The sequence below is a fragment of the Streptomyces sp. NPDC043427 genome (assembly GCF_056436655.1).
In genome coordinates this window covers 20,094-32,623 of record NZ_JBWKCC010000053.1, presented here as the reverse complement: position 1 = coordinate 32,623, position 12,530 = coordinate 20,094, and the positions used below count along the sequence as shown (strand labels likewise).

8 protein-coding genes and 6 pseudogenes are annotated in these 12,530 nt (G+C 67.1%); 6 read left to right on the top strand and 8 right to left on the bottom strand.

Annotated elements, in window-relative coordinates:
• Nucleotides 1-321: 321 nt before the first annotated feature.
• Nucleotides 322-1,500 (bottom strand): IS4 family transposase, encoded by a 1,179-nt coding sequence (locus AC067M_RS44910; protein WP_478702768.1) that lies wholly within the window; start codon nt 1,498-1,500, stop codon nt 322-324.
• 138 nt (nt 1,501-1,638) lie between these two features.
• Between AC067M_RS44910 and AC067M_RS44905 the strand changes: the two genes are divergently transcribed.
• The gene (locus AC067M_RS44905; RefSeq protein WP_478702767.1) at nt 1,639-2,085 is read left to right on the top strand and encodes a VOC family protein; all 447 of its coding nucleotides are present in this window, start codon (nt 1,639-1,641) and stop codon (nt 2,083-2,085) included.
• Between the two features lie 29 nt (nt 2,086-2,114).
• Here AC067M_RS44905 and AC067M_RS44900 read toward each other — a convergent pair whose 3' ends face one another.
• Entirely contained in the window at nt 2,115-3,578 is a 1,464-nt protein-coding gene (locus AC067M_RS44900) for an NF041680 family putative transposase (protein ID WP_478702766.1), read from the bottom strand.
• Nucleotides 3,579-3,830: 252 nt separating this feature from the next.
• Nucleotides 3,831-4,664, bottom strand: coding sequence for an enoyl-CoA hydratase/isomerase family protein (locus AC067M_RS44895; RefSeq protein WP_478702765.1), 834 nt, complete (start codon nt 4,662-4,664; stop codon nt 3,831-3,833).
• A 106-nt stretch (nt 4,665-4,770) separates the two neighbouring features.
• On the opposite strand from AC067M_RS44895, the gene AC067M_RS44890 reads away from it, so the two are divergent.
• Nucleotides 4,771-5,163, top strand: a complete 393-nt coding sequence (locus tag AC067M_RS44890) for a winged helix-turn-helix transcriptional regulator (RefSeq protein WP_478702764.1) — start codon at nt 4,771-4,773, stop codon at nt 5,161-5,163.
• A 58-nt stretch (nt 5,164-5,221) separates the two neighbouring features.
• On the opposite strand, the pseudogene AC067M_RS44885 reads toward AC067M_RS44890, so the two are convergent.
• Nucleotides 5,222-5,716: pseudogene (locus tag AC067M_RS44885) on the bottom strand (transposase); the annotation flags it as partial.
• Here AC067M_RS44885 and AC067M_RS44880 point away from each other — a divergent pair.
• Nucleotides 5,670-5,834, top strand: a pseudogene (locus tag AC067M_RS44880) (RacP protein); the annotation flags it as partial. The pseudogenes AC067M_RS44885 and AC067M_RS44880 sit on opposite strands and share 47 nt — an antisense overlap.
• Before the next feature lie 475 nt (nt 5,835-6,309).
• The gene (locus AC067M_RS44875) at nt 6,310-6,846 is read left to right on the top strand and encodes a hypothetical protein (RefSeq protein WP_478702770.1); all 537 of its coding nucleotides are present in this window, start codon (nt 6,310-6,312) and stop codon (nt 6,844-6,846) included.
• Between the two features lie 231 nt (nt 6,847-7,077).
• Here the strand turns inward: AC067M_RS44875 and AC067M_RS44870 are convergent.
• Nucleotides 7,078-8,306 (bottom strand): annotated as a pseudogene (locus tag AC067M_RS44870) (IS110 family RNA-guided transposase).
• A 647-nt stretch (nt 8,307-8,953) separates the two neighbouring features.
• On the opposite strand from AC067M_RS44870, the pseudogene AC067M_RS44865 reads away from it, so the two are divergent.
• Together AC067M_RS44865 and AC067M_RS44860 are read left to right on the top strand one after the other, a co-directional pair.
• Nucleotides 8,954-9,067, top strand: a pseudogene (locus AC067M_RS44865) (IS110 family transposase); the annotation flags it as partial.
• A gap of 73 nt (nt 9,068-9,140) precedes the next feature.
• Nucleotides 9,141-10,213: pseudogene (locus tag AC067M_RS44860) on the top strand (IS3 family transposase); the annotation flags it as partial.
• A gap of 33 nt (nt 10,214-10,246) precedes the next feature.
• On the opposite strand, the gene AC067M_RS44855 reads toward AC067M_RS44860, so the two are convergent.
• From AC067M_RS44855 to AC067M_RS44845, 3 genes and pseudogenes are all read right to left on the bottom strand, one after another.
• Complete coding sequence (locus AC067M_RS44855) at nt 10,247-11,134, bottom strand: IS3 family transposase (RefSeq protein ID WP_478702763.1); 888 nt, start codon at nt 11,132-11,134, stop codon at nt 10,247-10,249.
• Nucleotides 11,131-11,430 carry a transposase gene (locus AC067M_RS44850; RefSeq protein ID WP_046428639.1) on the bottom strand — a complete coding sequence of 100 codons (300 nt, stop codon included), beginning with the start codon at nt 11,428-11,430 and terminating at the stop codon, nt 11,131-11,133. The genes AC067M_RS44855 and AC067M_RS44850 overlap by 4 nt, the downstream gene beginning before the upstream one ends.
• Before the next feature lie 68 nt (nt 11,431-11,498).
• Nucleotides 11,499-12,444, bottom strand: a pseudogene (locus AC067M_RS44845) (transposase); the annotation flags it as partial.
• Nucleotides 12,445-12,530 lie beyond the last annotated feature (86 nt).

Genomic DNA, 12,530 nt, shown 5'->3' with positions numbered 1-12,530 from the left:
GGACACAAGACGTCGCGATACCTGCCTCAACCCGAGCGAAACCATGCTTGACCAGCAGGAATCAAGGGATCACGTTCGGTTGAGATACGGCTTCTAAGAGCAATGCCGTTGCTTTATGGGTCTGCGGGTTGGGGTCGTTTGATGCGGATGGCTTGGGTGCCGGTGCGGGTGGGCTGGGGCCACGCGTGGTGCTCGGCTCGCTTGAGCCAGTAGTTGGACATCTTGCGCTTCACAACACGGGGCTGGCTGCGGAGTCGTCTGGCGGGCAGCAATCTTTCCAGGAGGTCCTCTTGGAGTACTTGCAGTGCTCTGACCAGGAGTTCAGGGGGAAAAGCCGCCCGGGGTGACGGTCACGCTGCGGCGGGCGGAGCGCAGGGTTTCGGTGAAAGAGATGCGGTCGGGGTCGAGTTGGCGGGTGGCAGCGGTTCTCAGCATCAGTTCCCGCAGCGCATGGTGGAACAGGAGATGGGCCCAGATCTGCTGGAGGACACCGTCAGGGGTCTTACTGCTGAGCACGACCTTCGCACCACGCTGGTGGGTTTTGATCTCGGCGAAGACGGATTCGATCTCCCAGCGCTCGCGGTAGAGCGCGGCCAGTTGCCGGGCCGGATAGCGGCGAGGGTCCAGAAGACTGGTAACCAGACGGTAGTCGTCGGCCGCAGCAGCGCCGCCGGTGTCTTTCAGCTGGTAGGCGAGGACTCGGACCTGCGCCGGGTCACGTTTGGCTGGGTCGGTGCCGGCGTGGATGTCGGAGAGCCATGATCCGTCCCGAAGCAGCTTGCGGACGGGCAGGACGCGGTTGGCGGGCACCCGCCACAGCAGGTCGGCTCCCGTGGCGGTGAATGCCCGCCACAGCGGGACGCCCAGGAACTCGCGGTCGGCCAGGATCAGCTGGCCCGCACCGCAGGAACGGGGCAGGCGGCCGACGAGGGTGACTTCCCCGGTCCGGCAGCCGGCGAGTTCCGCGTCCAGCACCGCGTGGCTGCCCACTTCCACCAGAGCCGCCATCCGCACCTGGACGAATGCGCTCCGTCCCGTTCCGCGGCCGTTGCCGGGACGGCCGAAGGCGGCCTGGTTGGTTTCGGTGTCGGCAACGTCCCAGCAGGTCCCGTCGACGGCCAGCAGCCGCAATCCCCGCCAGAACGCACCGGGGGTCGACTCGGTGGCCATCGGCTTCGCGGTCGCCGCGAACAGCACCTGCAGCGGCTCGGAACCCAGCCGCTGGCGGGCCCTGAACAGCGAGGACTTCGCTGGAAGGTGCCAGTTACCCAGCAGCCCCAGGCCCCGCAGTCCCGCGACCAGGTGTCGCATGACCTCGAGATACGGAGCAGGCGAGAACAGCGCCAGCCCCAAGACGAAGTACACGACCAACCGCGCAGGAAGCAGTCGCCTACGTTGCTCTGAACGTCCGCATGCGGCCACCACCCGGTCCACCAACCCCGGCGGATACACCCAGGTCAACAGGCCAAGACCCGATAAGTCAGACGCACTTGCAGCCACCCGCACCACCCCCGGCACCGACTCCCAACCAGCCTACGCCCACAGCAAAAGCAACGGCATTGCCTCTAAGCTTGTCGTTTAACGTCCGGCCCAGGAAACCAGCAGACACCGCTTCGGCCTCTGCTCGATCATGAGCTGATGACTTCCTTCTACCATGTGTGCTTCGTCGTGCCGGACATAGAGAGGGCTATGGGGGATCTTGAGAGGTCCGTGGGAGCGGACTGGAGTGCTCCTGTAGCTGATCGACTTGGTGAGTGGGACTATTGCATCGCCTTCACCCGTGGCGGACCACCGTTCATAGAGCTGATCGAGGGGCCTCCTGGTAGTCCTTGGGATGCATCGCAAGGAGCTCGGTTCGACCATCTGGGCTACTGGACCAGCTCTGTCCAGCGGGGTTCTCAGCGGCTGGAGAACGATGGTTTCGCCGCCGACTTCTCCGGCTGCCCCTATGGCCGGCCCTTCGCCTACCACCGCTTGGACAGCATTGGCGGCCGCGTCGAGCTGGTGGATGTGACACGGCAGCCGAGCTTCCTCCAGAAGTGGCATAGCGATGGAGGCCCAATGCCTGTGATCGACGAGAGATGACAGCAGGGTCCTCAGGCTCGCTGTGTTGTTCACCCCGCGCGTCGTGGTTTCGTTCCCTTCTTGTGGTGCGAGGGGCGCGTGTAAGCCTCGCCCGTAGCCAGGACGCGACCGACGTCGTGCCGCGCCGCTGAGCGACGGTTCTTGGAACCGGCCGGGCGTCCCGGGCCAGGCCTGGAGGGTTTCGGTGCACTCGCCGGTGAAGGGCTCTTCGCGTGCAGGTTCCGGAACCCCCGGCGAACCCGGGCCGGGGTGAGCTTGTGCGGTTCCGTCTTCTTCTCCCACGGCCGGCGAAGGTCGACCGCCAGGGGCCGGGCGAGGCGGAGCTGGGTGTGGGCGGTGATGACCAGCCAGGTCCAGCGGTCCGCCGCCTCCGGGATGCGGAGCCGTGGCTTTGTCCAGCCGAGGGTCTGCTTGAACAGGCGAAACGTGTGCTCCAGGTCGAACCGACGCAGGAAGGCCTGCCAGCAGCGGTCGACATCCGCCGGGGTCGCGTCGATGCGAGACCACCACAGCCAGAGCGGCTTGTTGTCCCCGCCGGAGGGGAGACGCTCGACGTTCAGGCGGATGACGGTGCCCTCGATGATGGGCAGCGGCCCGTCGTGGTCGAGCCAGGCCGCCCGCTTCGTCAGCCGCGGATGCAGCCGGTCCCAAGCACGCGCCGTCACCTTGCCGTAGAGGCGGGTGTCGGTGACGGTGATGGCCTGCTCGGTGTCCCACGTGGCGGTGTCGCCGAAGACGAACTCGCTGCCGTGCTTGGGCGGCCGCCCACCCTTGGGGTCGTAGACGCGTGGCGGGGTTGGGCGTCGCAGGACGCGGTCGGAGCGCATCCGTCCCAGGACCTCCACGGGCAGGTCGCCGAGCAGGTGGGCGATGCGCGGGGCGTCGTATCCTGCGTCCAGTACCACAAGGATGTCCAGGTCGCCGTCCGTCCACTGGCCGGCGGCCACAAGCCGTTCGACGACGTCGCGGATCTGGGCGGTGGTGACGGCCGCGACATCGGCCCCAGGCGACAGCCGGACGGCGTCCAGCACGGCGGTCCAAGACATGCGGCCGGTCTCCAGCGCGGCCACGACCGAGTACGGCCAGCCCGGGATCATCTGATGCTTGCCCTCGCCGCGGCCGTAGGTGTGGCAGAACGAGCGGTCCGGGCAGGTGGCGGCGTCCGGGCGCAGCCACGGTGAGACGTCCACGGCCAGGACCAGGCGGCCGTCGGCCGCCTTCGGCAGCGGCAGCCCCGCCAGGACCCGGCGCAGCCGGGCAACATCGATGCGGCCGTGGTTCAGCCCGCCGTAGAGAGACCCGTGCCCGCGACGGTGTTCCGGCGCAAGCGCCAGGTCCACCGGCGTCTTCACCGGGCCGTCCGTGCACAGCAGCGCGTCCGTCAGCTCGAATAGGGCACCCCCGCGTCCGCTCAGACACTCGTAGAACGCCGCCCGGAAGCGTGACAGCGTCGCCAACGCCTCCCGCTTGTCCGGCTGTTGCAACACACTCATCTCCACGGCCCCGGTCTGATCGCGTGCGTCCTTGGTCGGAGCACAGGATCAGGCCGGGGCCGCCCGCACGTACGGCGAATGCCCAGTTGAGCGACCAAGTTCGAGTCCGAATTCGGATTGGGACGTTAAACGACAAGCTAAGTGCGTGTTTCCGAACCCGAACCCGAACTCGAACCGGAAGCTCAATGGCTTGATGGACGAACAGGACGGCTGTGGGGGCGTTCAGCGATGTGTCATGTGCCCGTCCGGCAATCAGCGCGCGACGCTGCGCATCAGTCCCTCAAGGTCGCGTTCGCCAGCCGGTGTCTGTGCCCCCTCCTGCAGGCCCTTGTTGATCAGATGCTGAGCGGTCGGCAGACTGACCGTAGAAGCCCAGGCATGGTTCTCACGCAGGAGTCCTTCCTTGAAGTCATCGGCGGGCAGCGAGTGCTTGGCTGCTTCGATGACACCGTCGGGCAGCGCGGCGATGTTACGGGCGACACGGTCAACGTACTCGTCGAGCTCGTCGGCCGGCAGGGCCCGGTTGATCCAGCCGTAGGACGCTGCGGTCTCGGCATCGAACAAGTCGGCGGTGAGGATCACCTCCAGTGCGCGGTTGCGACCCACGCGGTCCCGGAGGTACTGCGTTCCGCCTCCGCCGGGGATGATGCCCATCAGCGCTTCGATCTGACCGAGTCCAGCGGTCTCGACGGCGGCGAACGTCATGTCCGCTGCGGCCACGAATTCTGCCCCGCCTCCGCGGGCCTTCCCGGCGAGCTTCACGATGGTCACCTGGGGCTGGTGGCGGATCAGCTCACCGATCGCCTGGAACACGTTGACGTCCGCCGGCGCGGATGCGGCGAGTTCCTGGAGGACGTCCATCTCCTCGCCGACGTGCATGTCCACGTGAGCGATGAAGAATTCCGGGTCGGCGCTCGAGAAGACGATCACGCGGACGGAAGGATCGTCCTTGATGCCCGTCAGTACCGTCCGCAGCTCACGCATCATCGTCGTTCCGAGCGCGTTCACCGGGGGATTGTCGAGGACGATCCGGGCGACGCCGTGTTCGCTGCTCACGCGCAGGGTCGAGTAGGCATCGTTCGTCATGAGGTTCTCCGTTTGTTACCGCTGGGCATGTAGGTTTGCAATGCATACCTACCGTCGACGGCGGCGCCCAGATGGTCAAGAACGCACTTTGGGAGCACCTAGGATCATGAAGGACACCGATCTGCACGGCGTTGACGCCGAAACACGGACGGTTTTCCGGGCGGACTGCCCCAGCCGACCGATCCTCGACCAGATAGCGGACAAGTGGTCGATGATGGTGATGGCGCTGCTGGAGCGGCCCACCCGGTTCAATGAACTGAAGCGAGGTCTGGAGGGCATCACGCAACGTGTCCTGACCCAGACACTGCGCCGTCTCGAGCGCAACGGCATGATTCAGCGCACGGTGCTGCCGACCTCACCGGTCGGCGTCGAGTACTCGCTCACACCCCTGGGCGAGTCCCTGCGCGAGCCGTTCGGCCTGCTCTACGACTGGACCGTCGAGCACAGCGGAGAGATCCAGAACTGCCAGCGGGCGTACGACACCAGGGCTGACGCTTGACCGTCTGTTCAATGATGTCGATGTGCAGGTGGATCGCAGTGGCATGGACGAGCAGGGCTCAGCTGGCCTGTGTCGGCCTTCTTGTCCAGCTGGGGGTGGCGCCCTTCCGGGCGAGGCGCCTGGTCATGAGGGTGATGGCGGCCCAGGTGATCAGGGTCTCGGAGTGCTGGATGAGCCGTTCGTAGTCCCTCGCGTGGCGGCGTGCGTGCATCATCCAGGCGAGCGACCTCTCAACGACCCAGCGGCGGGCAGCACGACGAAGCCGGAGGGGTCCTTGGGACGGCTGACGGGCTTGATCGTGAGGTTGAGGTGCTGTTTTGCCCAGTCGACGAGCTTCCCGGCGTAGGCGGAAGAGAACTTCCTTCGCCGCTGCTGCAGCGTGCAGGTCGGCGGGAGTGACTATGACCATGAGGGGAAGCCGGCGGGTGTCGACTACCAGGTGGCGCTTGCGTCCGTCGATTTTCTTGCCCGCGTCGTAGCCGCGGGTTGCCGTGGAGACGGTCTCGGCGGGGGAGAAGGGCTGGCCACCGCTGACCTGGACCAGGGCGACGGGCTATCAGCTCGGCGCCGAGCGGGCGGTGCTGGAGGCATACGAACGGGCGGTGGTCAGAGAGAAACTGACCGAGTTCCGCCGGTTCATCACCGGCACCGCTGCCAGGCAGTCATCGGCTGGTTCGCATCGTGTCCGGCTCATAGGGCTCTGGTACGGCTTCGGTAACTGGCCGTCGAGTGGGGGAGGCTGCGGGGTGGGGAAGGCGAGCCGGGACAAGCGGGAGCGCACCAGGGACACAACCGGGCAGTGGACGGCGGTCGGCGAGGCACGGGCGGCGCACCGTCTGCGGGAGCAGACTCAGCGGTGTCTGACCGGTAACCCGTGGGTGCAGATGATGCTCGCCTCCAACATGAACAACGTCGTCGCCGAGCTGCACACCGTGCTGCTCCACAGCGACCTTGCGGACGTGGCCGAACGGCCCGAGGGCCTGGAGCGGGATGCAGCGTTGTCGATGACGCTGGGCAAGCAGGGGTATCGGCCGCCATGGCCCCAGGAACCCCCGGGAGGCTGCCGCTTGGCAGATACAACAGATCAGGAAACTGCTGCGGCAGGCAGAGGTCCTCGTGATCTCCCCAGCCGCGCATGCTGCGGTCATGGCCGCAGCCGCCACCCTGGAACCGGCCGACCTCAGCACGCTGGACCGCGAACGGGACATCCTCGTATCCACCGGTCTGCTGGTGTTGCCCGAGCCGGTCGTCATCGTCAACCGCACCGGATCCCTGTCGGACACCAAGGCGTTCGGCTGGCAGTTCATCACCCAGCATCAAGTCCTGCCGACCGCCCAGTACTCCGGTGTGCAGGTGACAACGTTCATGGACCGCGACGGGCCGGTGCAGCCGGCCGAATGGAGGGTGGCGGTCTCGCAGGCGCGCTCGTCTGGAAGCCCGCTCCCCCCGCTGATGCCGGACGGCATGCACGGGATGCGCGGCGATGCGTGCCTGGCGGAAGAGAGCACCGAGACGCTCGCGGATCTCTCCGAGCAACACCGGCAACTGCAAAAAAGGCCCTCACTCTGGCCTCCCAGTGGCGCTCAGAGGCAGCTCCCGAGACCGGAGAATGGGCGGGCGGTTGTGTGGAGGACCCGTTCGATGACTTCGCGGGCCGCTACATGTTCGCCTTTTGGCGACTGATCGCCCAGGGCGTTATGGCCGCCGACGCGTCTCAGCTTGTCCTACCGTTTTGGCACGGGTCCACGCCGGTCATTCGTAGGATCGGTGGACCCGAGGACTCCGGGTATGGCAGTCAGCTTGTCGCCGCTCGATGGCTGAAAAGACTTGGCCGCCCGGAGCCCGTGACGGTCACAACCGCTCATTGGGATAAGCAACTTGATCGCTGTGTAGACACCTCAGGCGCTCAACGTGTCAAGCAGCTGCGGCGAGCGCGGTCGGAAAGGCCGTGTGTTCGTCGAACAGTGTGTGGTGCTGGAGGCAGTAGTAGAGCTGCCCGAGCATGCGGTTGAAGAGGTTGCGCTGGGCGGCGGCGTGCCAGTCTCCGTGTTCGTCGCGGCGGCGCCGGTAGTGGGTTTTGGCGCCGGGCGAGGCGGTGATGGAGGAGAAGGCCCAGAGGTAGCCGGCTGCGTTGAGCCGGTCGTTTTTGACCCACCGGCGGGTGATGCTCGACTTCTTGCCGGAGGCCCTGGTGATGGGCGAGGCGCCTGCGTATGCCTTCAGGCCGCGGGCGTCCGCGAAGCGGGACCGGTCGTCTCCGATCTCGGCGAGCACCCGGGCGCCGGCTGGACGCCGAGGCCGGGGAAGCTGAGGATGATCTCAGCGTCCGGGTGCTGAGGGAAAGCCTCTTCGACCGCCTCGGTGAGGTCGTCGGCGGCGGTGCATGCGGCCTCCAACTGGACCAGGAGGGCGAGCATTTGCTTGCCCAGCGCGTCCTCGACGAGCTGCGGCTGGTGGGCGTAGTCGTCGCGGAAGACGTCGCGGAGCCGCTCGGCCTCGGCCGGGATGCCGCGCTTGCGGCCGGCCCGCTTGAGCGCGGCCTCCAGCTGCGTGCGGGTCAGCCGCGCGGCCCGGGCCGGTGTGGGGGCCGCCTTGAGGAGCTCGCGGGCGTCCGGCCGGCACAGGCCGTTGCGCCAGGGCTCGAAGGCCGCCAGGGCGGCCGGGTAGTACTCCCGCAGCAGCGAACGGAGCTGGTTGGACAGCTGCTGGCGGTTCCACAATGAGTCCTGCTGAGCACGGGCGAGGACGGCGATGGCGCGGCCGAGGTCGCTGTCGTTGGGCAGCGGCCGGTGGGCGTGCATGTCGGTGCGCAGGATGTTCGCGAGGACCAGGGCGTCACCGGGGTCGGACTTATTGCGGGAGACGGAGTGCCGGTCGCGGTAGCGGGCGGCGGCCATCGGGTTGATCGCGAACACCTGCCGCTTGCCGGCCCGCAGCACGGCCACAAGCAGGCCGCGTGAGGTCTCGATCGCGACCGGGATCGGGCTTTCCTCGCTGTCGCCGTACTCGACCAGCAGGTCCAGCAGGGTCTTGTAGCCCGCGGCGTCGTCGGTGATGTGCCGCTTGGCCAGTAACTGGCCGCTGTCGTCGACCAGGGCGACGTCGTGCGTTCGCTCGGCCCAGTCGATGCCGCAGTAGATCAAGATGTTCCTCCCCGTAGTGCAGTTTGCGCAGGTCACGAGCTCATGCGGAACCACGCGGCGACCTAATCCCAGGACTCAGCACAAGGGCCGGTCCGCCACCTCAGTAGCCGTTCGTGGCACCAGCTCACTCCACGTGCCTCGGTCTATCCGGGAGCTCAGACGGCTCGGGTTTCATAAGAGGTCACCGTGCAGCGGGCTCGCACCACCAACACCAACGAGTGATCAAGGCAGGGGGGTTGACGGATCGTGGTGCGCTGCGTAGACACCGGGCAGCGCGCGATCTACACATAGGCATCAGGGCCGGGACAACGTCAGACGTCCACCCGGCGCCCACACAGCACACCACGAAACGTGATCTGACTGGTCACGAAGGCGCCGAACGCCGCACGGTCTACAGCGAGGCGTCGAAGCCCGGCGTGATTCAGGCATCCGCTCGGCACCTGCCAGGCGGTCACCACAAGCCGCAGGGCTATCCGCCGCTCTGTTCTGAGACACCGAGTGTCCGGCTGAGGTCAGACATGACGGCCCTACTGTTCGAACAGTCCAGGCATTCCGGCACTGGCCCGTTCCGTCCTTACATGGGGATTAGGACAACGTCGGCGAGGCCGTCCGCGGGACCGCAGAACGAACAGCTGACGGAGGCGGCCATGTTCAGGATCTGGGCCGGGGTCGACATCGGCAAGGAGCATCATCACTGTGTGGCACTCGACGCCCATGGTGAACGGATGCTGTCGCGACGTGTCGGCAACGACGAGCCCGAGCGGGGCCTCCCCCTGAGTGGTGGACACGCTGATACTGGGTCTGCTTGATCCGGAGGAAGTGAGAAGACCGCCGATGGCGATGAAGGACTACTCGGACGAGTTCAAGGCCGATGCCGTGGCCCTGTACGAGTCCACACCCGGGGCGACGTACAAGAGCATCGCCGCTGACTTGGGCGTCAACCGGGCGACCCTGCGGGAGTGGGTGCTGCGGGACGGCGAACGTCGTGGCATCACCGCCGCGGCTGCGAAGCCGGCCGCCCAACCTCGGCAGGCGGTGCCGTCCGCTGATCCGGACGAGCGGGTACGGCAGTTGGAGGCCCGGGTGGCGGAACTCGAGGCGAGTGAGCGCAAGCTCGCCACCGAGCGGGACATCCTCCGCAAGGCGGCCAAGTATTTCGCCGGAGAGACGAACTGGTGAGGAGCCGCTTCCAGTTCGTTGACGACCACCGGGACACCTACGAGGTGAAGCGGCTCTGCCAGGTCCTGGAGGTGAACCGGTCCAGCTACTACAAGTGGCTCGCCGGCGCCGAGGCCCGGGACGCCCGACAGCACAGGGACCGGGTCCTGGCCGAGGAGATCCGCGAGGTCCACGGCGAGTCCGGCGGCGCCTACGGCTCCCCGCGCGTGACCGCCGAGCTCCGCGAGACAGGGCGGCGGGTCAACGAAAAACGGGTCGCCCGGATCATGCGGGCATTCTCCATCACCGGCATTCGCCTGCGCAGACGCGTGCGCACCACCGTCCCGGACCCGGAAGCCTCACCGGTCCCGGACCTGTTCCAGCGGGACTTCACCGCCGCCGAGCCAGGGCGGAAGTACATGGGCGACATCACCTATCTCCCGCTCGCAGGCGGGGAGTTCCTCTATCTCGCGACCGTGCTGGACTGCTTCAGCCGCAAGGTCGTCGGTTGGTCGATCGCCGACCACATGCGCACCGAACTGGTCGCCGACGCACTGCGGATGGCAGCCGTGACCCGCGGCCGCCTGGACGGCGCCGTGTTCCACTCCGACCACGGGGCCCAGTACGGATCCCGGGCCTTCGCAGGCCTCTGCGACCAACTCGGGATTACACCGTCGATGGGCGCGGTTGGCACCAGCGCCGACAACGCGGCCTGCGAAAGCTTCCACGCGTCCCTGAAACGCGAGACCTGAAGTTTCCCCGTGATCTTGGACACTCGTCGGTTATGCCGCGAGGGCGTGTTGATGCCGCTGCCTGGTCTCGGCCGGGGTGAGGTAGCCGAAGGTCTTGTGCTTGCGCAGGCGGCGGCGGTTGTAGAAGGTCTCGATGAAGGTGAAGACCTCGGCGCGGGCGGTGGCCCGGTCGGGCCAGATGCGGGTGCCGATCTCTTCCTTGAGCAGGGCCCAGAAACTCTCCGCGGCAGCGTTGTCGAAGCATGATCCGGTGCGTCCGCAGCTGTTCCGCAGCCCCAACTCCCTTACTCGGTCGCAGAATTGGGTCGAGGTGTATTCGCTGCCGCGATCGCTGTGAACCACGCAGCCTGGCTCCAATCCGCCCCGGCCGTGGGCCATGTCGAGAGCGTCCACGACGAGCTCGGCGCGGTGGTGATCAGCCATGGCATAACCGACGACCTCGCGGGTGGCCAGGTCCAGCCAGCAGGCGAGGTAGAGCCAGCCCTCGGCAGTGGGCAGGTAGGTGATGTCGCCGACCAGCTTGATCCCGGGCCGCTCGGCGTGGAAGTCGCGGCCGATCAGGCCAGGGCCCGGCTTCGCCTTCTTGTCGGGCCGGGTCAACGAGCGGCGCTTGCGCCGGGTGACGCCTCGGATGTCGCGCTCGCGCATCACGCGGGCGATGCGCTTGCGGTTCACCCGCCGCCCCAGACGCCGCAGTTCGGCGTGGATGCGCGGGACACCGTAGGTGCGGCGGGAGGCGACGTGCAGCACCGTGATCTCGTGCGCGAGCGCGTCGTCGGCGGCCTGCCGGGCATGGCGGGCGGCCTCGCCCTCGCGCCACGCGTAGTAGGAGGAGCGGGCGACGTGCAGCACCCGGCACAACAGAACGATCGGGTAGTTCGCCTTCTCCGCATGGATGAACCGGCACAGCGCGCTCACCGGTCGTTCTCCTTCACGAAGAAGGCGGTCGCTTTTTTCAGGATCTCGATCGTCTGCTGCTGCTCGCGGTTCTCCCGCCGCAGCCGCTTGAGCTCCTCGCGTTCGGCACTGCTCAATTCGCCGGGAGTGCCCTCGCCCTGCTCCGCCTTCGCCTTGCGGTACCAGCCGCGCAGGGACTCGGAGCTGATGCCCAGTTCCCGGGCGACCGCCGTGACCGTCTTGCCCGAGGAGTCGACGAGCGCGATCGCGTCCCGCTTGAACTCTTCGGTGTACCGCTTCGTGTACTTGCTTCCCACCTGGTGCTACTCCCTCTGGAACCTCAGATCCCAGTCTCCAGGTGTCCACGATCAAGGGGAAGGTTCAGCTCGACCTTCAACCGGATCAACGTGCCCTCAACCAGGGGAAGTTCACCGTCATGGTCGATCCATGAGGAGCGGTGGGTGAGCCTTGGGTGGACCCGGTCCCATGCCTGCGTCTCGGCCTTGCCGTAGTTGGTAGTCGCGGTGACCGTGGTGATCGCAGGCTCGGGCCAGGTCTCCGGCTTGGCGAAGCGGAATTCCGGGCCGTGCTTAGGCGGCCGGCCGCCCTTCGGGTCGTAGACGCGAGGCGGCTTGGGCAGGCGCATGACCCGGTCGGAGCGGGCGCGGCCAACCAGCTCGACGGGCAGGTCGCGCAGGACCCAGGCCAGGCGGGTGACGTCATAGCCGGCGTCGCTGACGATCACGATATGCGGGTCCCCGCTCTGCCACTGGCCGGCCGCTACGAGCCGTTCAACGACTCCTCGGAGCTGGGCGGTGGTGACTGCGGTCGCGTCGTCTGCAGGTTGCAGCCGGACCGCGTCCAGGATCGCGGTCCAAGAGGTGGCACCCGGCTCCAGCACGGCGACAAAGGAGTACGGCCAGCCCGGGATGAACTGCGATGCCGTCTTCGCCCGGCCGTAGACGTGGCAGAACAGCCGGTCCGCTGAGCACGGCGCGTCCGAGCGAAGCCACGGCGACACATCTACCGCGAGGACCAGTCGCCCGCCGTCGAACCGAGGCAGCGACAGTCCGGCCAGCACCGTCCGCAACCGACCAACATCGATCCGGCCGTGGTTCAGGCCGCCCGTACATCGCTCCGTGCCCACGTCGATGTTCGGGCAGCAGCGTCAGGTCGACCGGGGACTTCACCGCACCGTCCGCACACAGCACCGCGTCCACCAGCTCGGACAACTCGTCGCGCCGTGCGGTCGGACACTCATAGAACTCACCTCGGAAGGCTGACGCTTGCGCGAACGCTTCCCTCCGGACAGCACCAGGCAGCAGACTCACCCTCACGGCCTTCGTCTTGGTCACGTGCACCTTGGTCGGAGCACATGATCAGACGAAGGCCGTTCCTGCGTCCGGTGATTGTCGGG